Annotated in this window: 21 protein-coding genes; 12 read left to right on the plus strand and 9 right to left on the minus strand. The window is 49.1% G+C overall.

The genetic code is table 11. From position 1 onward, the window contains the following. The first annotated feature begins 110 nt into the window (after nucleotides 1-110). Nucleotides 111-509, plus strand: coding sequence for a DUF350 domain-containing protein (locus HMPREF2560_RS09310; protein ID WP_039861961.1), 399 nt, complete (start codon nucleotides 111-113; stop codon nucleotides 507-509). 200 nt (nucleotides 510-709) lie between these two features. On the opposite strand, the gene HMPREF2560_RS09315 is transcribed toward HMPREF2560_RS09310, so the two are convergent. Continuing rightward, the gene (locus HMPREF2560_RS09315) at nucleotides 710-1,552 is read right to left on the minus strand and encodes an outer membrane beta-barrel protein (protein WP_070607997.1); all 843 of its coding nucleotides are present in this window, start codon (nucleotides 1,550-1,552) and stop codon (nucleotides 710-712) included. A gap of 406 nt (nucleotides 1,553-1,958) precedes the next feature. Between HMPREF2560_RS09315 and HMPREF2560_RS09320 the strand changes: the two genes are divergently transcribed. The 6 genes from HMPREF2560_RS09320 to HMPREF2560_RS09340 all read left to right on the plus strand — a co-directional run bounded on the left by HMPREF2560_RS09320 (nucleotide 1,959) and on the right by HMPREF2560_RS09340 (nucleotide 8,675). After that, entirely contained in the window at nucleotides 1,959-2,972 is a 1,014-nt protein-coding gene (locus HMPREF2560_RS09320; protein ID WP_070607995.1) for an SPFH domain-containing protein, read from the plus strand. Nucleotides 2,973-3,175: 203 nt separating this feature from the next. Further along, nucleotides 3,176-4,696: a DUF4178 domain-containing protein gene (locus HMPREF2560_RS09325; protein ID WP_283116388.1), complete on the plus strand. Its 1,521-nt coding sequence runs from the start codon at nucleotides 3,176-3,178 to the stop codon at nucleotides 4,694-4,696. A 1-nt stretch (nucleotide 4,697) separates the two neighbouring features. Then, nucleotides 4,698-4,844 carry a hypothetical protein gene (locus HMPREF2560_RS11285; protein WP_162837292.1) on the plus strand — a complete coding sequence of 49 codons (147 nt, stop codon included), beginning with the start codon at nucleotides 4,698-4,700 and terminating at the stop codon, nucleotides 4,842-4,844. Continuing rightward, nucleotides 4,841-5,224: an adenosylmethionine decarboxylase gene (speD, locus tag HMPREF2560_RS09330; RefSeq protein ID WP_070607994.1), complete on the plus strand. Its 384-nt coding sequence runs from the start codon at nucleotides 4,841-4,843 to the stop codon at nucleotides 5,222-5,224. Before HMPREF2560_RS11285 ends, speD begins: the two co-directional genes overlap by 4 nt. Before the next feature lie 87 nt (nucleotides 5,225-5,311). Then, the gene (locus HMPREF2560_RS09335) at nucleotides 5,312-7,003 is read left to right on the plus strand and encodes a DUF4178 domain-containing protein (protein WP_070607993.1); all 1,692 of its coding nucleotides are present in this window, start codon (nucleotides 5,312-5,314) and stop codon (nucleotides 7,001-7,003) included. 67 nt (nucleotides 7,004-7,070) lie between these two features. After that, nucleotides 7,071-8,675: an NAD(P)-binding protein gene (locus HMPREF2560_RS09340; RefSeq protein ID WP_070607991.1), complete on the plus strand. Its 1,605-nt coding sequence runs from the start codon at nucleotides 7,071-7,073 to the stop codon at nucleotides 8,673-8,675. Between the two features lie 65 nt (nucleotides 8,676-8,740). On the opposite strand, the gene HMPREF2560_RS09345 is transcribed toward HMPREF2560_RS09340, so the two are convergent. Together HMPREF2560_RS09345 and edd are read right to left on the minus strand one after the other, a co-directional pair. After that, complete coding sequence (locus tag HMPREF2560_RS09345) at nucleotides 8,741-9,379, minus strand: bifunctional 4-hydroxy-2-oxoglutarate aldolase/2-dehydro-3-deoxy-phosphogluconate aldolase (RefSeq protein ID WP_070607990.1); 639 nt, start codon at nucleotides 9,377-9,379, stop codon at nucleotides 8,741-8,743. Nucleotides 9,380-9,469: 90 nt separating this feature from the next. Then, entirely contained in the window at nucleotides 9,470-11,305 is a 1,836-nt protein-coding gene (gene edd / locus HMPREF2560_RS09350) for a phosphogluconate dehydratase (protein WP_070607988.1), read from the minus strand. Nucleotides 11,306-11,787: 482 nt separating this feature from the next. On the opposite strand from edd, the gene zwf reads away from it, so the two are divergent. From zwf to pgi, 5 genes are all read left to right on the plus strand, one after another. Then, the gene (gene zwf / locus HMPREF2560_RS09355) at nucleotides 11,788-13,233 is read left to right on the plus strand and encodes a glucose-6-phosphate dehydrogenase (protein ID WP_070607985.1); all 1,446 of its coding nucleotides are present in this window, start codon (nucleotides 11,788-11,790) and stop codon (nucleotides 13,231-13,233) included. Between the two features lie 63 nt (nucleotides 13,234-13,296). Continuing rightward, on the plus strand, nucleotides 13,297-13,992 hold the full coding sequence (gene pgl, locus HMPREF2560_RS09360) for a 6-phosphogluconolactonase (protein WP_070607984.1): 696 nt from the start codon (nucleotides 13,297-13,299) through the stop codon (nucleotides 13,990-13,992). After that, nucleotides 13,973-14,953: a glucokinase gene (locus HMPREF2560_RS09365; RefSeq protein WP_039861966.1), complete on the plus strand. Its 981-nt coding sequence runs from the start codon at nucleotides 13,973-13,975 to the stop codon at nucleotides 14,951-14,953. Before pgl ends, HMPREF2560_RS09365 begins: the two co-directional genes overlap by 20 nt. Nucleotides 14,954-15,030: 77 nt before the next feature. Beyond that, a complete protein-coding gene (gene hexR, locus HMPREF2560_RS09370) occupies nucleotides 15,031-15,879 on the plus strand; it encodes a DNA-binding transcriptional regulator HexR (RefSeq protein ID WP_004519348.1) in 849 nt (282 codons plus the stop codon). Nucleotides 15,880-16,022: 143 nt separating this feature from the next. Then, nucleotides 16,023-17,666, plus strand: coding sequence for a glucose-6-phosphate isomerase (pgi, locus tag HMPREF2560_RS09375; RefSeq protein WP_070607982.1), 1,644 nt, complete (start codon nucleotides 16,023-16,025; stop codon nucleotides 17,664-17,666). A 51-nt stretch (nucleotides 17,667-17,717) separates the two neighbouring features. Here pgi and HMPREF2560_RS09380 read toward each other — a convergent pair whose 3' ends face one another. The 6 genes from HMPREF2560_RS09380 to HMPREF2560_RS09405 form a co-directional block, all read right to left on the minus strand. Then, the gene (locus tag HMPREF2560_RS09380) at nucleotides 17,718-18,815 is read right to left on the minus strand and encodes an NnrS family protein (RefSeq protein ID WP_070607980.1); all 1,098 of its coding nucleotides are present in this window, start codon (nucleotides 18,813-18,815) and stop codon (nucleotides 17,718-17,720) included. A gap of 283 nt (nucleotides 18,816-19,098) precedes the next feature. Then, nucleotides 19,099-19,713 (minus strand): CadD family cadmium resistance transporter, encoded by a 615-nt coding sequence (locus HMPREF2560_RS09385; protein ID WP_070608089.1) that lies wholly within the window; start codon nucleotides 19,711-19,713, stop codon nucleotides 19,099-19,101. A gap of 309 nt (nucleotides 19,714-20,022) precedes the next feature. Continuing rightward, complete coding sequence (locus HMPREF2560_RS09390; protein ID WP_210398624.1) at nucleotides 20,023-20,715, minus strand: ATP-binding cassette domain-containing protein; 693 nt, start codon at nucleotides 20,713-20,715, stop codon at nucleotides 20,023-20,025. Continuing rightward, the gene (locus tag HMPREF2560_RS09395) at nucleotides 20,715-21,512 is read right to left on the minus strand and encodes an ABC transporter permease (RefSeq protein WP_070734661.1); all 798 of its coding nucleotides are present in this window, start codon (nucleotides 21,510-21,512) and stop codon (nucleotides 20,715-20,717) included. The genes HMPREF2560_RS09390 and HMPREF2560_RS09395 overlap by 1 nt, the downstream gene beginning before the upstream one ends. A gap of 125 nt (nucleotides 21,513-21,637) precedes the next feature. Beyond that, nucleotides 21,638-22,132 carry a hypothetical protein gene (locus HMPREF2560_RS09400; protein WP_070734659.1) on the minus strand — a complete coding sequence of 165 codons (495 nt, stop codon included), beginning with the start codon at nucleotides 22,130-22,132 and terminating at the stop codon, nucleotides 21,638-21,640. Between the two features lie 307 nt (nucleotides 22,133-22,439). Continuing rightward, the gene (locus HMPREF2560_RS09405; RefSeq protein ID WP_049248358.1) at nucleotides 22,440-23,417 is read right to left on the minus strand and encodes an ABC transporter substrate-binding protein; all 978 of its coding nucleotides are present in this window, start codon (nucleotides 23,415-23,417) and stop codon (nucleotides 22,440-22,442) included. Nucleotides 23,418-23,474: the final 57 nt, after the last annotated feature.

The following is a 23,474-nucleotide window of genomic DNA, read 5'->3' on the forward strand; positions in this document are numbered from 1 at the left end:
TCAGACCGTTTCAGACGGCCTGAAGTGCTTCTAAAAATGCCATATTTTCCGAAGGGTTTATCTTCAAAAATATGGCATAATCACTTTATTGCAAACCAAGGAATCTTATCGTGAGTATTTCTCTGTCCCAATATCTGCTCTACCTGCAATACATGTTGGCAGGTATCGCCATGACCGTTGTTTTTGCTGCCGTATATCTGCGGATTACACCCGTTGAAGAATTGCGCCTGATTAAAAACGGCAACCTTGCCTGCGCCTTGTCATTTGGCGGCGCTTTGGTCGGTTTTTGTCTGACACTGGCTTCAAGTATTGCCCACAGCGTCAGCTTCATCGATTTTATCCTGTGGGCCCTTGCCGCAGCCGTAATTCAGATTTTTGTCTATTTCGCCGCCACCATGATGATTAAAGGTGCTACCGCAGAACTTATTGGCAACAATGTTGCTGTTGGCGCGTTATTTGGCGCAGTGTCCATTTCGATTGGCATTTTGAACGCTGCTTGTTTGACTTGATGTTGATGGTCGGTTGGATAGCAAAAGATGTGCTGATCCTTACTCCTGCCTGGAGAAATTATCGGTAGATTTTTTGACTGATAATGTCTTATGTCTGATGGTATTGGCGTAGTGCCGAGATTTGGAAAGTATCAAAAAATTCAGACGGCCTGTTATATACAAGGCCGTCTGAAACGTTTTAACTACTTAAACTCATCAAATTAGAAAGAGTATTGCAATCTTACGCCTGCTTCGTGGGTGTGGTTTTTAGGTTCTATAGATCCCAATCCATATGAGTCATACTCTTCCGTAACGGTAAGGTTCGATTCTTTAACTTTCCAGCCGCGATAGAATGGAGCGAGGCTGATTTTGGAGCCGTTAGCGAATTTTTTAGATATAGGCACTTCAACCTCAATACCTTGTCCGCCGCCTTGTTTCATTCGGGTTTCTACCTGGTCGGGTTCGTAAGAATATTGGCGGCCTTTCACGGCACGATTGTAGGCAATGCGGGGAGATATCTCAAAGTTTGCAGGAAGGGCGATATTTACTCCGGTATTGATTTGCGCATATGTAGTTCGGTTTTTGCGGTCATAATCATTAGGATCAATGCGGCTGCTTAAGTCTCTCAGAACACGGTGTCCCAAGCCGGCTCCGGCAGTAATGCTAAAGCGATCGTTAATCGGGAGTGTATATTCGTATAAGGCACGGATATCGTATGCGCGACGTGGTGCATTTTTGAGTGTGGCTGAGCCATAACTTGCTGAATCGTCGATATAATCCTCAGTTATATATTGTATGCTTCCTGTGTAATCTGTTTTACCGCGCGAATAACGGCCTTCTAATTTTGCCGCATGGCGATCGTTGAAACGGTATTTTACGCCGGCATTAATAGACCATAAGTTGCCTTTTTGCTGCATTAAGCGACTACCATCTTTTTCGTATTCGCGATAGGTCTCGTTGTAATATTCGCTACCAACGGTAAATTCAACCGGGCGGGCAGCCTGTGTACTTACGGCAGCAGAGAGTGCTAACACAGCAAAACAGAAATGCGCAGAATTTTTCATATAAATTCCTTTTACTTTATGAAAGCCAATGTGATAATTTGACAATACAGCATGATGAATTTCTAGGATTTGGTAAATATTAACAGGTGTAGTGAACGCTTGGTATGGTGTTTAATGATTTTCTACCTATATTTGTCTTTTTTATGATATAGCGCAGGTAAAAGCAGAAAAATAGTGTAAAACAGAGTCTGCATGAATTTTAATGATATGTTAATGTTTCTGGGTCGGCTAGTGGGTTTAACACTAAAAATAGATAGAGCAACCCACTCTATTCCCATGCATAAAGACATTTTGAATGTTAATATCGTATGACATTATATTTATATAAAATAAGCGATATAACCGACTAGGCAAATTGACCTGACTGCCCATAAGTTATCCCTTCTTCTTCAAATAAGGAACTGCGATGTTCAACTTTATCAAGAAACAGTTTATCGATGTCATTCAATGGCCGAATCCCGATGACAGCCTGCTGATGTGGCGTTTTCCGATTGCCGATGAGGAGATCCAAAACGGTGCGAGCCTGACTGTGCGTGAGGCGCAGATGGCGATGTTTGTCGATGAAGGTGTAACCGCCGACGTGTTCGGGCCGGGGCGTTACACGCTCAATACGCAAACGCTGCCAGTGCTGACCAACTTGAAAAACTGGGACAAGCTTTTTGAGTCTCCGTTTAAATCGGATGTTTATTTTTTCAATACCAAACAACAGCTTGCACGAAAATGGGGTACGTCCCAACCTGTTACCGTGCGCGATGCCGAGTTTGGCGCGGTGCAACTGCGTTCGTTCGGTATGTATTCTTACCGCATCAGCGATCCGGCAAAATTCTTCAAAGAAGTTAGCGGCGTGGCGGCGCAATACAGCGGCGTAGACTTGGAAAACCAACTGCGCAATATTGCAGTCACCCAGTTGGCGGCGGCATTTGGCAGCTCCGGTATCCCATTCTTGGATATGGCGGCGAACCAAGTTTTGCTGTCGCAAAAAATCGGCGAATTACTTGGCGCGGAATTTGCCAAGCTGGGTTTGGCGCTGGAAAACTTCACTGTTGAAAGCATTTCCTTGCCCGCGTCTATTCAGGCTGCGTTGGATAAGAAAATTTCGATGGGCGTTATCGGCGATTTGGGACGCTACACCCAATATCAAACCGCCGAATCCATCCCGCTTGCGGCACAAAATGAAGGCGGACTTGCCGGAATCGGTGCAGGCTTAGGCGTAGGTGCCGGCATTGGTCAGGCGATGGCGGGTGCCATGTCTGGCATGATGCAGCCGAATGCGCAACAGGCTCAGCAAAATGTTCAGCCGGCTGCCGAAGATCCGCAGGCGAAATTGGTGAAACTCAAGTCTTTGCTGGATGGCGGTTTGATTTCGCAAGAAGATTTTGATAAAGCCAAGGCTGAAGTGTTGAAGCAGCTGATTGGTTGATCAATTGAAGGCCGTCTGAAAAATATCATTCAAAGAAGCGTTGAGCTGCTTCTGTGAAAAGGTTTCAGACGGCCTTTCGAATCATTTGATTGAGTCCGTTCGGCGATTTGGTTCGTTTCTAATCTGAAATCATTGATAAAACCAGTTGATATAAACGCTAAGGCCGTCTGAAACATCCCAACCCATTCTGAAAAAGCAAACCCATGTCTCAAACTCCTTTCTTCAAAACCGACTGCCCAAGCTGCGGCGCACCGGTCGAAGCGCATTCTGCTTCTGCCGTGACGCTGGTGTGCGGCTATTGCAACAGCATGCTGGTGCGGAAAGATAACGGCGTTGTCGACTCCGGCCGCGATTCCGCATTGCTGGAAGATTTTAGTCCGCTGCAAATCGGCACCAGCGGCACATTTGTCGCTCAACGCTTTACCTTGGTCGGACGGCTTCAGGTGCAATACGACGATGGTGCGTGGAATGAATGGTATGCGTTATTTGACGACGGCAGAGCAGGTTGGCTTTCTGAGGCGGGCGATTTGTATGTGATGACCATGCCGGTCGAAATCGATAATCCGCCGAAATTTGAAGACACGCAAGCCGGATTTAGTGAGCTGACTTTTCAAGATAAGCACTATATTGCCTCCGATGTCCGCAAAATCAGCTTGAAACGCGCCGCCGCGCAGGGCGAATTGCCGTTTGTTTTGAAAGAGGATACAGAAAATCGGGTTTCCGACTGGCGTTGCGAAAACCTTTTCATCACGCTCGATTACAGCAACAAAACACCCAAAGCCTTCTTCGGTCGGATGGTAAACCTAGATGATTTGAAGCTGGAAAACACGCGCCACGAAGATGAAATTAAAGAAAGCGCAGGCCGTCTGAAAGGTAGTATTACTTCAGAAAACTGTCCTAACTGCGGCTCATCCATTCATTGGGTAAGCGGGCTGACTTCCCATCTGAACTGTCAAAGTTGCGGCAGCGAATTGGCAGTCGGCAAAGATAAAGCGGAGCTTATTACCGCCAACAATTTGCGTTTGTCGCAAAATACGATGTTTACTTTGCCTGTCGGCTCGACAGGCCGTCTGAAAAATAAAGAGTTTCATGTTATCGGCGCAATCCGATATTTAGAAACAGATGCGCAGGAAACATTTGATAACTTGTTCAAAGGTGCCAAACATACATTGGCACCAGAAGGGCAGTGGACAGAGTATCTGCTTTACAACCCAACTCAGGGTTTCTTATGGCTGGTTGAAGCCGATGAAGGTTGGAATATTTCCGAAACCTTGAATGATTGGCCGCGCCTCGACCGCAACCGCCAACCGCAAGGCTATGGCAAACTTTATGACTATGGCGGACGGGTCAGGATTGCCAGCGGAGCGTTTTATTGGCGTGTCCGAAACGGTGATTTGAACTATTACAGCGATTACCGAGACGGACAAAGCCGTAAGATTGGTTCCGAATTAAACAGTCACGAAATGGCATGGACTAGAAGTGCCCCAATTGCTTATCGGGAGATTGCGGACGCGTTTAATCTGACCAGCCAAGCTCCGCATTACACTGCAAACATGGCGGCAGACGGTATTGATAAATCATTAAGAATCATAATGACTGCCATCTTGGTTGTCGTCAATCTCCCTGCGCTTCTGACCGGCGACAGCTCTGCTGCACTTACCGTCATCTTTGTAGGATGCTGGTTGTTGTGGACCATGGGCAAAAAAGACGAGGACGAGGATTAACATGTCGAGAATCACTTACATCATTTTCAGCACCATTATCATCGTCATCTCCATGATTATCAGCTACGGCTCTTCCGATTCTGACGGCTCGCGTATGCACTCCGGAGGCTATTACGGCGGCAGTGGTTATTCTGGAGGCCATAAATGACCCACATGCCCGGTAATCATGGCCTATTGGACTTATACGGTTGCGACGAAGCCATCTTAAAAGATGAAGTCCGTCTGAAAACCGCTTTGGTAGCTGCCGCACAGGCTGCAGAAGCCACCATATTGACCGAACATTTCCACACATTCGGCGGAACTGGCGGCGTAACCGGCGTTTTACTGCTCGCCGAGTCCCATATCAGTATCCATACTTGGCCTGAACACCGCTTCGCCGCTATAGACGCATTTATCTGCGGCGGTATGAAATTGGAAAAAGTGAAGGAAATCTTGTGTAGAGAGTTGACGGCTGAAAGGGCTGTTTGGACGGTTGTGCAACGTGGCGAAGGTATACTGGACGATATACAATCATCGGTTGAACAATAAAATCTGTCAGGCCGTCTGAAAGCATATTTAATCCGTTTTCAGACGGCCTTAAACCTTGTGCTGATTAAACTGAAATATTGACGTTATATGGAAAAAACGCCTTTTTTTAAAACCGATTGCCCAAGCTGTGGTGCGCCAGTGGAGGCATATTCCGCTACTGCCGTGACGCTCGTGTGTGGCCATTGTCACAGTATGCTGGTTGCTAGAAGCGGTAAGGGGAGGAGCGGATATTTTGTTGCCAATTCAGGGCGTGATTCTGCGTTGCTGGAGGATTTTAGTCCGTTGCAGATTGGAACGAGAGGCGTTTTTGATGATCGGAAATTTACGCTGATTGGGCGATTGCAGGTGCATTACGATGTCGGCGCATGGAATGAATGGTATGTCTTGTTTGATGACGGGCAGACCGGCTGGCTTTCCGAGGTTGGCGATTTATATGCGATGACATGTTTACTTGCCCAGAAGAGGAGACGGGGGCCGAAAAATTTTAAGTCGGTGAAAGCCGGCTCCAGTTCGTTGATCTTTAATGGACAAACCTTTATTGCGTCAGACGTCCGCACCATACATTACCGTAATACCGATGCGCAAGGCGAATTGCCGTTCAATTTATCTGGGAATCAAGCGACAGGCGAGGTTTGCGACTGGCGACGGGGCAATTTGTTTTTGACCTTGGATTATTCGACTTTTCCAATGGACTCCTACTTCGGACACATAGTCAGTTTGGACAGTTTGAAGCTGGAAAATAAGCGCAGTGATGATGAAATCCGTGAAAGTGCAGGCCGTCTGAAAGGAGAGATTCTTTCTGAAAACTGCCCTCATTGCGGCGCTCCTGTCCATTGGCCAAGTGGTGTTACTTCTTTCCTTTTATGTCAGTCTTGCGGCAGCAGTTTGAATACGACAAAAGATACTGTTGCGTTGATGGAGGCAAATGCCCAAAGGAAAGAACAAGAAAACTTGTTCACGCTTTCCATAGGTACAAAAGGCCGTCTGAACGATACAGAATATCTGATTATCGGGGCTGTAAGATTTGCCGAGATATCGTCCTATAACCAAAATCAGTCCGAATACTGGACGGAATATCTGCTTTATAACACGCAGCAAGGGTTTGCCTGGCTGATTGAGTCTGGAAAACGCTGGCGGCTGTCAGAAACCTTACATACATGGTCGGACTTTGATTCAAGTGGCAATCCTGCCGGTGAAATGTTGATTGATCATTACCGCGGGCAGGTCGAGGCGGCGGCTGGTGCTTTTTATTGGAAAGTCAAACAAGGCGATTTGCTTCATTACAAGGAATATAGCGGCAAGAAAAGTTATGGCCGGAATGTCATTCTGTGTTCTGAGCAGAGCAGGGATGAAATAGTCTGGAGTAAAAGCAGTCCTGTGTCTTACCGTCAAATGAGAAAGGCATTTGGCCTGTCTTTTGATACTAAGGAGATGCTCTCTTACTGGCTGAAGGGCGACAATAGAAATGTTGGGAGTAGAGATAATGTAGCCCGTATCATTGCTATGCTGATTCTTATCATCGTCAACCTTCCGGCCTGGCTGTCGCCGCATCTACGTAGCCCGGTCGGCATAGTGGTCAGTCTGTGTGCATTGGTATGGATATGGGTTTCTGACAGATATAAAAACGATCGTGATTACGAAGAAGAACGGGTAGGGACGATTATTTTCTTTGCTTTCATCATTTTCCTTACCGTCTTGTTCAACTATGTCAAAGCTGAAGACAGCGATTCATCGCATTCCGGCAGCTCTTATCATGGTTATTCGACAGGGCATAAATAACGTGAGATCTGCTTAACTTCGTTGTGCCGTTTTACTTTTATTTTTTCAGACGACCTATTTCAAAAACATGCTAACCCGCCGTCAATTTCTCAGTTATACCGCCGCGCTTGGCGCTGCTTCTGCTTTTTCTTGGCAGACTTATAAGTACCTCAACCGCAAACCGCCGGTTTCTATTAACCGTGTCGGCTTGCCGTTGGGGCATTTGTTGCGCGACGGAGAATTACTCAGTCTGCCGACCCGTCGTTATGAATGCAATACGTTGATACTCGGCAGTGGTGCGGCTGGCTTGGGGGCGTTGTGGTATTTGGCGAAGCATCATCACCGCGATGTATTGTTGGCAGAAGGGTTTGAACGCAATGGCAACAATGCCGCCTATACGTCTTCAGACGGCCTGAAAGCGCCGAGCGGTGCGCATTATTTGGCTTTGCCGTCGAAAGAAAGCGTGTATGTGCGCGAGATGCTGGCGGATTTCGGTATTTTGCAGTCGGACGGCAGCTTTAGGGAAACCGATTTGGTTTATGCGCTCGAATCGCGCCTCTTATATCAGGATAAATGGGTGGAACATTTATTGCCGAAAGAAGATGCGGATTCCAAACGTTTTTTTGATTTGATAGGCCGTCTGAAACAGGCTTACGGCGATGACGGTAAGAAAATTTTTGCCATTCCGATTGCGCTGTCATCGGCAGATGAGAGATGGCGAAAGCTCGATCATCTGACGTTTCAACAATGGCTTGATCAGGAAGGTTATCACTCGCCCGAGCTTTTGTGGTATCTCGATTATTGTTGCCGCGACGATTACGGACAAGGCATCGGGCAAGTTTCTGCCTTTGCCGGTCTGCATTATTTTGCCGCCCGCAACAATGCAGAAACCGTCCTCACTTGGCCCGAAGGTTTGGCGCATCTTTCTGAAGGCCTGCGCCGTCATGCCGGTTTGCAGGAAGGCTGGCAATGGCCGTCTGAAAGTAGTATCCGTTTGGAGAAACCTGCTTCAATTAATGCTTCCGCCGTCAAAATCAAACCGCTTTCAGACGGCCGGATTGAAGTGTGGCTGCGTGATAATGCAAAAGGGGAAACCGTTGCCGTCACCGCGCAACACGTTATCTCCGCCATGCCGCTGATGGTTGCCGCCCGCATTATTGAATCTCCCGAACGATTTGGTCTGGACATTCCCGAATATGCGCCATGGCTGGTTTCCAATTTTGAACTGCACAGTTTCCCGAAAGAAAAAAACAACAGCGAACTTGCGTGGGACAATGTGGTTTGCGGCAGCCAAGGACTGGGCTATGTTGTTGCGACCAACCAGTTTATCCGGGTTGCCCGTCCTGAACGCACGATTTTTACCGCCTATGCCGCGCTCAACCACGATACGCCACAAGCCGTCCGCCGCCAGCTGCTTGAAGCAAGCGACGAAGAGCTGCTCCAGCTTGCCGCCCAAGATCTGCTTACCACTTACGGCGAAGGCTTTTGGCGGCACGTTTCCCGTGTTGACATTACCGTTCGCGGGCATGGCATGAGCGTGCCGAAACCTGGCTATTTAAGCGATGAGGCTTTATTAAAAATCAGAAACCGAAATGCCGGATTGTTGTTTGCACACAGTGACTTAAGCAGCTATTCGGTATTTGAAGAGGCTTTGTATTGGGGTGTGGAAGCGGCGCGGAAAGTGTTGGCTTAATTGATATAAAAAGGCCGTCTGAAATCATATTCAGACGGCCTTTTCTTTTTTAACCTATAACCTGATTAGGCTTTTGGTTTCAAAGCGGCAGCTTCGCGAGCCAGACGGGTGATGGTATCCCAGTCTTTGTTTTTGATGGCTTCTTTCGGAGTCAGCCATGAGCCGCCGACGCACAAGACATTAGGTAGTGCCAAGTACTCGGGAGCGGTTGCCAGGCTGATGCCGCCGGTCGGGCAGAAGCGAACATCGGCGTAAGGGCCGTACAGGGCTTTGAGCATGGCTTTGCCGCCAACGACTTCGGCAGGGAAGAGTTTGAGTGTGTCGATGCCGTGTTCCAAAGCCAGTTGGACTTCGCCCGGAGTGGCAACGCCGGGAATCAGGGGGATGCCGCTGTCGTGGCTGGCTTTGGCGAGGGATTCGTGCAAACCTGGGCTGATGGCGAAAACCGCGCCTGCGTCTTCGACGGCTTTGAGCTGTTCGGGATTGGTTACCGTACCCGCGCCGACGATGGAGTTAGGCACTTCTTTGGCAATCAGGCGGATGGCGTCGAGGCCGACAGGGGTGCGCAGGGTGATTTCGAGGGTGGGAATGCCGCCTTCGACAAGGGCATGGGATAAATCGACGGCAGTACTCAAGTCGTCAATCGCCATTACCGGCACAACTGCGCCGGCAGTCAGAATTTCACGAGGGGTCAGTTTGGACATTTTAGGTCTCCGTTGGGGACTGTATCGTAATAGGGTCGTTAACATGGTTTCAGACGGCCTGATTGTTTTAAAAGGCCGTCTGAAAAGGGTTTAGGCAAATTCGCCGCCGAAGCTCATGGCGCCGGTTTCTGCGCTGCTGGTCATGCTGCGGAAGTTGGCGAAGAGTTCGCGGCCGCAGCCTTGTTGGTTCGCGCTCAAGTCGATGCGTTCGACTTCGCGGGCGTTCCATTCGGCTTCGTTAATCAGGACATTGAGTTCGCCGGTAACGGAGTCGAAGCGGATCAGGTCGCCGGTACGGATTTTGGCGATGTTGCCGCCCATCAGGGCTTCGGGCGTCATGTGGATGGACGCGGGCACTTTGCCGGACGCGCCGGACATGCGGCCGTCAGTCAGCAGCGCCACTTTGAAGCCGCGGTCTTGCAGAATGCCCAAAGGCGGGGTCAGTTTGTGCAACTCGGGCATACCGTTGGCGCGCGGGCCTTGGTAGCGGACGACGCAGACGAAATCACGTTCCAACTCGCCGCGTTCAAATGCGGCCAATACTTCGCGTTGGTCGTTGAACACGATGGCGGGTGCTTCAATGATGCGGCAACCTTCGCGCACGGCGGATACTTTAATTACGCCGCGTCCGATGTTGCCTTTCATCAGGCGCAAACCGCCGTCTGGGGAGAATGGGTTGTCGGCTTTGCGCAGGATGTCTTCATTACCGCTGGTTTCAGGGGCTTCGCGCCATTCAAGCTTGCCGTCGATGAGGAAAGGCTCTTTGGTGTAGTGGCGCATACCGTGTCCGACGACGGTATCGACATCGTCGTGCAACAAGCCTGCGTCCAACAATTCGCGGATAACGAAAGGTAGGCCGCCTGCCGCGGTAAAGTGGTTCACGTCGGCTTTGCCGTTTGGATATACACGGATCAGCAATGGGATGATGGAAGAAATTTCATCGAAGTCGTCCCAGTTCAAAATCACGCCTGCAGCACGCGCCATAGCAACGAGGTGCATGGTGTGGTTGGTCGAGCCGCCGGTTGCCATCAGGCCGATCAGGGCGTTGATAAAGGATTTTTCGGTCAACATTTCGCCCAATGGTTTGATGGTGCCGTTTTTAATGCCGCGTGCGAGGTGTCCGGCTGCGTAGCGGGTCAGTGCTTCGCGCAGGTCGGTATAAGGGTGGACGAAGGCGGCGGCAGGCAGGTGTACGCCCATCATTTCCATCATCATTTGGTTGGAGTTGGCGGTGCCGTAGAAGGTACAAGTACCCGGGCTGTGGTAAGAGCCCATTTCGCTTTCAAGCAAGGCGTCGCGGCCGACTTTACCTTCGGCGAAAAGCTGGCGGGTGCGGGCTTTTTCTTTATTACCGATACCGCTGGACATCGGGCCTGCCGGAACGAAGATGCCCGGAATATGGCCGAAAGACAAAGCGCCGATCATTAAGCCCGGAACGATTTTGTCGCACACACCCATAAACAGACTGCCGTCAAACATCTGATGAGACAGACCGACAGCGGTACTCATGGCAATCACGTCACGGGAGAACAGCGACAATTCCATACCGGCATAGCCTTGGGTAATACCGTCGCACATGGCGGGCGTACCGCCGGCGACTTGGGCGGTCGCGCCGTTTTTCTGTGCTTCGTCTTTGATTTGGTCAGGGAAGTCTTTAAACGGTTGGTGTGCGGAAACCATGTCGTTGTAGGCAGTGATGATACCTAAGTTGGGGACGGTTTCCTGAAGCATTTCGATTTTGATGCTTTTAGGCATGGAGGCATAGCCGTGTGCCAAGTTGCTGCAGCCGAGTTGGTTGCGCTCTAAGCGTCCCATCTGTTTGGCACTACGGATTTTCGCCAGATATTTTTCACGCGTCGGGCGGCTGCGCTCGATGATGCGCTCGGTAATCTCGGCGAGTTTAGGGTGGATAGGAGTGGGATTCATGTGCTGTCTCCTGGCAAAACGATATGATAGGGATTTTGTTTGCGCGTTTCTGATTTTTGTATTGGGTGTTTTTTCAGACGGCCTGGAGCTGTGGGAATAAATAATGAGTGCCGTCTGAAATGTTGAAGATTTCTCTTCGAAGTGTCTACGTATTATAGTACAAATTCTGTAATTTTGTTACAAAATAATTTACTAAGTGGAAGAAATTTGATTTAAATCGAGGTATGGTCAATTCGTAAAATGGCAGGCTGCAAAAGTCATCAAACTTTTATGTTAAATCAAACAATTTGTAAAAATGAGAATAGACAAAATGTGTAGCCATGTGTAGTATTACTACTCATTAGCCCGCTTGTTTGAAATTTTGGTGCAGGCGATTGGTTTTTTACTGCTTATTGCTTAAAGGCTTTTGATTCTAATCGATTTTTATAGATGACGACAGTCCAAAAGTTTTGAAGCAAGCTTCCTCAACGAGAGATGAAACAATGAGTACACAGACAAATTTTGATTTGGTGTTGTTTGGCGCGACCGGCGATTTGGCAATGCGTAAACTTTTGCCTTGCCTGTATCAGGCGCATGTAGCCGGTTTGCTTCATCCCGAGGGTCGTATTTTGGGCGTAAGCCGCAGCGAATTGGATACCGCCGGCTTTTTGGCTAAAGTGGAAACGAATTCTAAAATTCATGTCAAACAAAACTTCTCAGATGAAGCGTGGGCATCGTTTATCCAACGTCTCGAGTATTTAAAAGTCGATGTTACAGAGAAAGGCGATTTCATTGCCTTGGGCGACTTGGTAAAAGCACGCAAAAATACTGAAAATGTCGTGATCTACCTCTCAACTGCGCCGAAATTCTTTGCACAAGCCTGTGAAAATCTTGCCGAAATCGGTTTGAATGCCGATAACGTGCGCGTGGTTTTGGAAAAACCGTTGGGTACGGACTTGGTTTCTTCCCAACAAATCAATACAGATGTAGCCCGTTATTTCAAAGAAGAACAAATCTACCGTATCGACCATTATTTGGGTAAAGAAAGCCTGCAAAACCTGCTGGCCTTGCGTTTTGCCAATGTGATGTTCGAGCCTTTGTGGAACAACAAATATATTGAGAGCGTACAGCTGACCATCGCCGAGCAGCTGGGCGTGGAAGAACGCGGTGAGTTTTACGACATTACCGGCGCGTTGCGCGATATGGTGCAAAACCACTTGATGCAAATGCTTTGTATGACTGCAATGGAAGCACCGGCAAGCTTGGATGCCGATGCCGTACGCGACGAGAAAGTGAAAGTCATTAAATCGCTGAAACCGCTGACCATCGAATCCGTCAACGAAAATGTTATTCGCGGCCAATATGTTGCAGCAAACGGCATGAACGGCTATCTGGAAGAAGTCGATGTACCGAAAGACAGTTTCACTGAAACCTATGTTGCCATCAAAGCCGAAATTGAAAACGAGCGTTGGAAAGGCGTACCTTTCTACCTGCGTACCGGCAAACGCATGGCAGGCAAAGTGGCGGAAATCGTGTTGAACTTCCGTCCGTTGCAAAACCATATTTTTGACAACAGCCAACCTGCGCCGAATCGTTTGGTTATTGAACTACAACCAACCGAATCCGTCCGCCTTTACACACAAGTGAAAACCCCGGGTGCAGGCAACAAAGTCGAAGTGACACCGATTGGCGTGGACTTGGGCACAGCCGTCGAGGGTCGCCGTGCCGAGGCTTATGAGCGCCTGCTGCTGGATGTGATTAACGGCAAACTCGCTTTGTTCAACCGCCGCGACGAACTCGAAGCCGCTTGGGAATATGTGATGCCGATTTTGGAAAACTGGGCGAACAATACAACGCCTCCACATGCTTACGAAGCCCATTCTTGGGGTCCTGAAGCTGCGCGCACGCTGTTGGCCCGTGACGGCAACAAGTGGCACGAAGAGCAATAATATTTCTTTCAGACGGCCTTGTTTTCCAACAAAAGGCCGTCTGAAACCATGAAAGGACGAAACATGTTTGTTTGGCACGAACAAGAAAACGCTGCAACTGCCGCGCAAGCTCTCGCCGATGCCGTTGCCGCTGCATTGCAAGCCGCGTTGAATGAGAAAGGCCATGCAGTTTTGGCCGTTTCCGGCGGTCGTTCGCCGATTGCGTTTTTCGAGGCTTTGTCGCAAAAAGATTTAAATTGGCAAAATGTCGGCATCACATTGGTGGACGAGCGTATTGTCCCGACTACGCATGCCGACAGCAATACAGGCTTGGTACGCGAATATCTGCTCAAAAATAACGCGGCCGTTGCCACATGGATTCCTGTTGTTGAAGACGGAAAGTCTGAAACTGAATTACAACCTGAAGTTGTCGTTGCTTACGCATTGAAACATTACAAGCAACCTGACGTGCTGGTGTTGGGCATGGGTTCAGACGGGCATACGGCGTCGTTATTCCCTCAAGCGCCTCAATTACAGGCCGCAATCAATGAAGCCAATGACCCGACATTGATTCATACTACGCCGGTTACCGCGCCGCATGAGCGTGTGAGCATGACTTTGGGTGCGATTGCCAAAACGCTGAATGTATTTTTGGCCATTCAAGGCGCAGAGAAAAAAGCGGTATTCGACAAAGCTGCTGCAAGGGCCGATACCGAATATCCGACCAGTCTGATTCTCAATCACCAAGGAATTAACTGCCATGTCTACTATGCACACTGAAGCTTATCCTCGTTTGGTTGCCGATATCGGCGGTACGAATGCCCGTTTTGCACTTGAAACTGCACCACAGGTCATTGAAAAGGCTGAAGTCTTACCTTGCCAGGATTACGACACCATTGTCGATGCCGCTAAAACTTATTTGGAACGCGCAGGCAGTCCGAAAGTCTTGCACGCCGCCTTTGCGATTGCCAATCCGATTTTGGGCGACTGGGTGCAGATGACCAACCACCACTGGGCATTCTCCATCGAAACCACCCGCCAGGCTTTGGGTTTTGAAACGTTGATTCTGTTGAACGACTTTACCGCCCAGGCTTTGGCGGTAACAAAAACCGATAAGAAAGACTTGATACAAATCGGCGGTCAAAAACCCATCGAATTTGCGCCTAAAGCCGTTATCGGTCCGGGTACCGGTTTGGGTGTCAGCGGTTTGGTGCACAGCGCTGCCGGCTGGGTGGCGTTGGCAGGCGAGGGCGGCCATACCAGCTTCCCGCCGTTTGACGATATGGAAGTATTGATTTGGCAATACGCTAAAAACAAATACGGCCATGTTTCTGCCGAGCGTTTCTTGAGCGGCGCAGGTTTGAGCCTGATTTACGAAGCATTGGCCAAACGCGACAACATCAAACAATGCCGTCTGAAGCCTTCTGAAATCACCGATAAGACATTGAGCGGAACATCGCCGATTTGCCGTCAGACTTTGGATATTTTCTGCGCCATGCTGGGTACGGTTGCTTCCAATTTGGCTTTGTCATTGGGTGCGCGCGGCGGCGTGTATTTGTGCGGCGGGATTATCCCGCGCGTGTTGGATTACTTTAAAACATCCCCGTTCCGCAGCCGCTTTGAAAATAAAGGCCGCTTTGAGGCTTATCTTGCCGCCATTCCCGTGTATGTCGTATTGAGCGAGTTTCCGGGCATCGTCGGCGCGGCGGTCGCATTAGACAATCATTTAAATAACGTTTAAACACACAAACGGCGGTGCAGGGCAGGGTGCGAAAATGTGCCTTGTCCTGAACGTCAAAGAATCAAAGGGTAGAGTATATGTTAAGCAAAATCAGCGAATCATTGTCCAATCTCTCCGGTGCGGAACGCAAAGTTGCCGAATCTGCGCTGGCCGAGCCGAAATGGTTCGTTCATGCCGCTGTGGCGGAAATCGCCGAGCGTGCATCCGTCAGTCAGCCGACTGTAATCCGTTTCTGCCGCAGCCTGGGTTACAAAGGCTTGCCTGAGTTCAAACTCGCTTTGTCTGCCAGCATCGGACACGAAGGCATGCCTTACGTTCATGAAGAGTTAAACGCCGATGACAACATGGGCAGCGTGGTCGAAAAAGTATTGGGCAATGCCGCAGCCTCCCTTTTGGGCGAGCGCCGCTTCCTGAAAGAATCTGAGCTTGAAAACGCGATTGCCATTCTGATGCACGCGCGACGCGTTGAGTTTTATGGTGTCGGCAATTCCGGCATCGTTGCCCAGGATGCGCAACACAAATTCTTCCGCTTCGGTATGTCCACCGTTGCCTATGTCGATACGCATACCCAGCTGATGGCGGCTTCCGTATTGACCGAGCAGGATGTGTTGGTGGCGATTTCCAATACCGGCTCATCTATCGAATTGTTGGACGCGGCCAGTATCGCCAAAGAAAACGGCGCAGCCGTTATCGCGCTCACCCGTAATGATTCGCCGTTGGCTCAAATGGCCGACTGCGTATTGAGCATTGCCACTCAGGAAAATGCCGAGCTTTATACGCCTATGGTGTCCCGTCTTCTGCAGCTGGCCGTTATCGACATTCTTGCCATCGGTTTGGCCTTGCGTTTGGGCGACACTGCCAGCACGCAACTGCAAAAAAGTAAAAAAAGTATACATAACAAGCACATCGAATACGATAAAGATTGATTCTTCACTGACATTTTCAGACGGCCCCAACCCACATCAAGGCCGTCTGAAACCTCAAAAAACGGAAACCATCCCGTTCCCGTTTCAGACGACCTCACGGCCGTTTTCTCAACAAAACTGTCCACTATCCAGGAGAGCATCCGATGAAACACCTTCACGATTTACCAGCTTGGTCAAAATTATGGATACATTTTGACGAAACCAAAGAACAACACATGCGCGAAATGTTCGAGCAAGATCCCGAACGTGCCGAGCGCTACTGGCTGCAAGTTGGCGGCCTGACTTTGGATTATTCTAAAAACCGTATCAACGACGAAACCATGTCGCTTTTGTTCGAGTTGGCGCGTGAAGCAGGCGTGCCGGAACGGATGCAGCAAATGTTCCACGGCGAAAAAATCAATACGACGGAAAACCGCGCCGTTCTCCACGTCGCCCTGCGCAACCGCACCAACGCCCCCATCGTCGTGGACGGCGAAGATGTGATGCCTAAAGTCAACCATGTCCTGCAACGCATGGGCGAATTTGCGCATGAAGTCCGCAGCGGCAGCTGGTTGGGCTATACCAACCAAGTCATCACCGACGTCGTCAACATCGGTATCGGCGGCTCCGACCTCGGTCCGCTGATGATGTGTACCGCGCTCAAACAATTCGGTCATCCGCGTTTGAACATGCACTTCGTTTCCAATGTGGACGGCTCCCAACTGCGCGACGTATTGTCCAAAGTCCACCCTGAAACTACGCTGTTCATCATTGCGTCCAAAACCTTTACCACCCAAGAAACCCTGACCAACGCCCTGACCGCGCGTAAATGGTTCTTGGATCATGCAGGCGATGAAAGCGCCGTGGCCAAACACTTCGTTGCCGTGTCGACCAACCAAAAAGCCGTTGCCGAATTCGGTATCGATACCGCCAATATGTTTGAATTTTGGGACTGGGTCGGCGGACGATACAGCCTGTGGTCGGCCATCGGCCTGCCGATTATGCTGTATCTCGGCGAAGAGAACTTCATCGAAATGCTCAACGGCGCGCACCTGATGGACCAACACTTCATCAATACGCCGCTAGAGCGCAACATGCCGGTTATCCTTGCCCTTATCGGCGTTTGGTACATCAACTACTACGGCGGCGGCAGCCATGTTATCGCGCCTTACGACCAACATCTCCACCGTCTGCCTAAATTCATCCAGCAGCTCGATATGGAGAGCAACGGCAAACAAGTTACCCTCGACGGTAAACCGGTCGGTTACGAAACTTCCCCGATTATTTGGGGCGAGACCGGTATCAACGGCCAGCACGCATTCTTCCAACTGCTGCACCAAGGTACGCACATCACGCCGATTGATCTGATTGCCTCCCTTGAAAAACGCAGCAACCTGCGCGGCCACCACGAAATCCTGCTGGCGAACGTTTTTGCCCAAGCCGAAGCCTTTATGCGCGGTAAAACGCCTGACGAAGTACGCGCCGAGCTTCAAGCACAAGGCATGGACGAAGCGCGTATCGAAGAGCTGGTTCCGCATAAAACCTTCTCCGGGAACCGTCCGACCAACCTCATCCTCATGGACAAAATCAACCCGCGCAATATGGGCAGCCTAATTGCCATGTACGAACACAAAACCTTCGTTCAAGGCATTATTTGGGGCATCAACAGCTTTGACCAATGGGGCGTAGAACTCGGCAAACAACTGGCCAAAACCATTCTTGCCGAATTGACCGGCGAGACCGAAGTGCAAAAACACGACAGCTCCACTACACGCCTGATTAATCTTTATTTGAACGCCAACAAATAAAGCATTTATTTAAAGCTAAGGCCGTCTGAAATTTTCAGACGGCCTTTTGTTTTATTCCGGATCATCCGTAAACGCATTTTCCCGAAATATCGGTACAAATGTGAAAAGATACAGTACGAACACGGCGATGGTCAGAATCGCAGGAACGGTGATGAAAAATATCGGGTTCACGTTCATCAAGAAAGCGCGCGAGACGGCAGCTATAAAGAGTAGGGGGACGGCAATGCGGCAGAGTTTTGGGTAGTCGAGCTTGGTAAAACCGCTGTGCCACAGTCCGGCGGTCAGCCACACCATTATCACGCCGCCCATCATGCCGCCGAGGGTAATCAAATGCAGGGGGGCAGAAGCGAGCAGGTTTTGCAGTTTCGCCGCGCCTGTCCACAGATAGCCTGCGGCGGCAAAAAGCTGGAGCAGGTAATAGGTGCGGACGTAGTGTTTGCGCAGGAGTTCGTGATGGTGAAGCTCACGCAGCTTGGCAAGCAGGATAAAGCCGACGGCGAGCGCGGTAAAACCGGCGGTCTGCGCGGGCAGCCAAAGTTCGGCGGCAGCGTGCAAGAGCAGGAAAGTAATGGCGATGTTTTTATAAACGATATTTGGAATAAAAACAGGGTCTTTCAGACGGCATTCTTTAAGGGCTTCCGCGCCCAAAAGAATGCTGACGCGGACGGATACAAACATGACCGCCGCCATGTTCAGATGTACTTGCGCGCGCAATAAGTTCAAATTGCCAGTTGCGGCGTAGGCCGTCTGAAAAATAGTAAACGCGGCAAGCAGCATTAAGAGGGCGAAGTTATCAGTGTTGTGGTCGAGCCAAATCAGCCAGGCGCAAAACAGCAGCAATACCAGCCAATAGGCGGCAACGAAAAACGAGGCAGTTTGCGGCGAAAAGGGCAGTATGGCGGATGCGGCGAGCAACAATGCCGCCATCAAAGTAGCGACAGGTTTCAGACGGCCTTGATAGCCCGTCCATTCGAGCATGGCGGCAGTCAGGAAGCCGCCGTATGCCGCAGGCAGCATGAGTTCTAAGAAGATTTGGCGGTGCAAAATGACGGCACCGGGGCTGATGAAAAACACCAACGCGCCGAGTATGGCAAGCACCGCCGCACCGACGAAAAACGGCCGCATGGGGTGGGTGAAAAACTTATTCATGGTTTGGCTTGATTCTGCATGAAGATGCTTTCGGATATAGATTTATTGGGAGGACAGGGCCGTATCTTTTGCCAAAGAGGCAAGCCTGCGGCTTGCTTGCCCTCTCCCTAGCCCTCTCCCACGGGGAGAGGGAATTGGGCTGTCGAGCCTGAACATTTTCAGGTTTACCTGCCATCTAATTCCCAATCCTGCACTCTTTGATTTTCAGCAACTTGATTCCCTCTCCCCGTGGGAGAGGGCAACGAACCGCAAGGTTTGTCAGATACTCAAATGCCCGTATCATTCATATTATTGATATTATTGTTTGAATTGTATTGTTTTCAATAATAATAAATAATCCTAAACCAATATAAATAACAGCCATTATCCAACGACTAAACTTCTCTACAATTTCACCAATACCTGCAATATTAGCCAATCTTTGTGCTGTATATACTAAAACAAAAATCAATATTAAAAATACAAGAAGAGTAACTAATAAGTCGACAAGATCTAAAGTCACAAAGTAAGGAACAAAAAGTCCAATATTATCTGCACCACAGCTAGCAACTGTAACCAAAGCAACAATACCGACTAATTTTGACAACCCTTTTTCATCCAATTCTTTTTTAGCTCTTTTTTCGCCCTCACAATCGTCGTAAATAGCAACTTTAATACCTAAGTAAATCGGTATTAAACCTAATAAACCCAACACCCATTTTTCCGGAACATAATGCAAAACAAAAGCTAGAAATAAACTAACTAATATTAAAATTACAGAACCTAAATATTGTCCGATATAAATATCTCGATATTCTTTTCTAGTATTTGCTCTAGCAAAAAATATTAATAGTATTACCAACAAATCTACTGCTGTAGCAATATATAAAACAGCAGCAGTAATCACAGTCGAAAACATAAAGCACCTCATAATGAATCCCCTGCCCCCTTGGCACCACGGCTTTTTCAAAAACCGAATCGCGTTCGGATAACAGATTCGTATCTTTCGCTAAAGAGGCAAGCCTGCGGCTTGCTTACCCTCTCCCTAGCCATCTCCCACGGGGAGAGGGAATTGGGCTGTCGAGCCTGAACATTTTCAGGTTTACCTGACATCTGATTCCCAATTCTACGGCTCTCTGATTTTGAGAAACCTGATTCCCTTTCCCCGTGGGAGAGGGTTAGGGAGAGGGTAACGAACCGCAAGGTTTGTCAGAAATTTAAATTCCTATCACTCATAATAATGAATCCCCTGAAACTCCCTTGCCACCACGGTTTCTTCAAAAGCCGAATCGCGTTCGGACAACGGCGTGGGCAGGGTCATCACGTTTTGCACATCCATGCCCTTAGTGGAAAGCAGCATGATTTCATGGCTCAGGCGCGCGGCTTCGAAGCGGTCGTGCGTTACCAGCATACACGCCATGCCCTGCCGCTCGATTTTTTCCACCAGCATGGCGACTAAAATATCGCGCAAATCGCGGTCCAAACCGACGAACGGCTCGTCCAGCAAGGCAAGGTCGCAGCCGCACAGCAGCAGGCGCAAAAATGCTACCCGTTTCGCCATGCCGCCGGACAATTCGGTCGGATATTTGTTCAAATCGCCCGCAGTCAGCCCGACTTTCGCCGCCAGCGCGATGATTTCGCCTTCATCGGGTTTGTCCATAAAAATAGCGATATTCTGCATCGCGGTCAAGTTTCCCGGCAGGCGGTTTTCCTGAAACAGAAAACCCGTTTTGCGGAAAGTATTGCGTATTGTGCCCGATTTCGGCGTTTCCAAGCCCGCAATCAGCCGCAAAACCGTCGTCTTACCGCAGCCGCTCGGCCCGAACAAGGCTTTCACTTCGCCGTGTTGCAGGTTCAAACTGAAATCGCGCACGATGGGGTCGCGGAGAATTTCAAAACGCACGTTTTCAAGACAGAGCATCATCTTCTCCACGGCATAAACAAAATTTCCAAAGGCTTGGTAATCAGGTATTCAAACAGCGACACAAACACGATGACCAACACCACATAAGCCATCACCGTCGAAGTCTCCAGCATTGCCCTCGCGTCCGCAATCCGCGCGCCCACGCCTTCGCTCGCGCCCAAGAGTTCCGCCATAATCACCACCTTCACCCCCATCGCCACCGCCACGCCGACACTGGAAATTACATAGCCCGTCAGATGCGGGATATACAGATAACGGATTTTTTTCAGACGGCCTAATTTATAAGCGTCAAACAATTCCTCATGCTGCTTGTTCACGCTCGCCATTCCGACCGCCGCACTCGCAAACGTCAGCGGCGCAACCAACACAATGATGGTAAACAACACGCTCGGATTGCCGAACCCAAACCAAAACAACGCCATCACCACCCAAATAATCGGCGGCATCGCCAACAAAATCGTAATCACAGGCTTAAGCAACGCCATCGCCGTCTTAAAACTGCCCGCCACCAGCCCCGCTGCCAATCCTGCTACCAAAGCAACTGAAATCCCCACCACCGACCGCCACAGTGAAATCCCGATTTCGTTTTCCTGAAAATGTTTCAATAAATCCAAAGACTTTTGAAATACCTCCACCGGCGCAGGCAGCATAAACTCACCGAACACGGCGCTGCCCCACGCCCACAACGCCACCACCACCATCGCCACGCTCAGACCGGAAAAGCCACTCCAAAGGTAGTCGATGATGTAAAACAGCGCAGGCTGCGGTTTGCGGATTTTGTCGGTTTTAATCATGGTTTGAGTGTTGGTTGGTGTGGATGGTTTGGGGATGGTGGGTCGTCTGAAAAAAGTAGGTCGGATACTCGTATCCGACAGCCCTTTTAACCGAAATGTCGGATTCAAGAATCCGACCTACGCTACTACGTTGGCTCGCAATTATTAGCAGGGGTATATACGAATTCATCAGGTTCATCTTCGCGAAGCCCGTTCGCCCTTAAATCTTTATACACTTTTGTTTGTTTATAAGTAGATTGGATAAACTCGTTCTTCTCTAAAATCTTAAATACTGTTTGTTTATATGGATTATCATGTTGTACAAGTGCAAAAATCTTTAAATCTTCCTTGTACTCGTTTTGAAGGAATTGTCTTAGTATTTCTGTAAAGTGTACGTTTGTATCATCTGTCAATGTACCAAATATAATTTCATATCCATCTCCATAATCCCAAACTTCCAATATGATAAAAGCTACTAAAACTTCATTTAAATAGCATTCATATATCTTGCTTTTTTCATCAAAAACGATAGGTTCATTATCATTTATATATCTGAGATTATAAGCTCTCTCATTTTTAAGAATAAATTCTGTAATTTTGTTGCTGGCAATACATCCAATTTTTTTAAATTCAAAAGTCATTTTAAATATTCCTAATAATTATAGTAGATTGATTCATAACTCAACCTTCCAGATTTTGTATACTGTTCTAAATATTGTTTGATAGCCCGTCTGAAACGAGTAGCAAGCGTAGGTTGGGTCTTTCAAATAATTCAACAATTCTGTTGGGTTTGATAACCCAATATACAGATACCTGTCGTCATTCCCGCCTGCGCGGGAATGACGGCTTTTTGTGTACTGTTCTAACTATTATCTGATAGGTCGTCTGAAAAGGGTATATTGGATTCCCCAATACTAACTTCCCCTTTTTCAGACGACCCCCCTCCCGTTAAGCCAAGAAGAACCCGTTATCCGGCAGCTTGCCGCCCAAAAGTTTCGGGTTGAACTGCATCAGGATTTCGTAAAACTTCAAAATCTCGTTCTTCACTTCGCTGCCTTTGGTTACCGTCAACCGCGCACCGTCCAAGCCCATGACTAGGGCGGGTTCGGGGGCTGGGAGGTAGTTTTTGCCAATTTTCGCCGCGCTTTGTCGGTTGGCCAATATCCAGTTGAGCGCGTTTTTCAAATCCTGATGGAAGAGGTCGAACTGCGCCTTGTGTGCGTGGAAATATTCTTCGTTGGCGATGATGCCCGCCATCGGAATCAGCGGTTTGGTGTCAAACGCCTGCCCCCATGCTTTCACTAAATCAAAGCCGCGCACGACGTTTACACCCATGGTTTTGCCTTTAAGCAGGCTGGCGGTTGCCATCGGTTCAGGCAGGATGGCGGCGTGGTAGTCTTTGCTCAAAAACAGTCCGACTGCTTCGGGCGGTGTGGCTGTGTAAGTGATGCCGACTTTGTGCGCGTCGATTTTCAGTTTTTTCAACAAAGCTTGCAGCACGATGTCGGGCATGTCGTTTTTAAACGGCACAAGGATTTTTTTGCCGACCAAATCCTGCGGCGAGGTAATCGCGCTGCCTTTGCACATCAGCTGCGTGATGCCGTTGGTCAAAATATTCACCATGCCGACTTTTTGCCCTTGGTTGCGCAGGTTTACGCCGACATTGCTCGGGCTCATCATGACTTTAAATTGTCCGCTTGCTACGCCTGCACGCAGTTGGTCGGGTGAACGCCAGATTTTCAGCGATACATCTGCCTGTTTCGCCAGCTTGCCTTGCAACGCCGCTACAGCAATGGTAACGCTGGGCATTGCCGGTGCGCCGTACACGGTAAATTGCTCTTTACCGGCAGCAAGTAGAGAAGGCGAAACGCCTGCGGCTGCCAGCGCGGCGGTCATTTTTAAGAAATCACGTCTTTTCATGTCCATTTTTTATCTCCTAATTCTTAATAAGCCAGTGTAGGCATTCTTTCAGACGGCCTGATT

The sequence above is a fragment of the Neisseria sp. HMSC078H04 genome (genome assembly GCF_001838135.1).
Classification (GTDB): Bacteria; Pseudomonadota; Gammaproteobacteria; order Burkholderiales; family Neisseriaceae; genus Neisseria.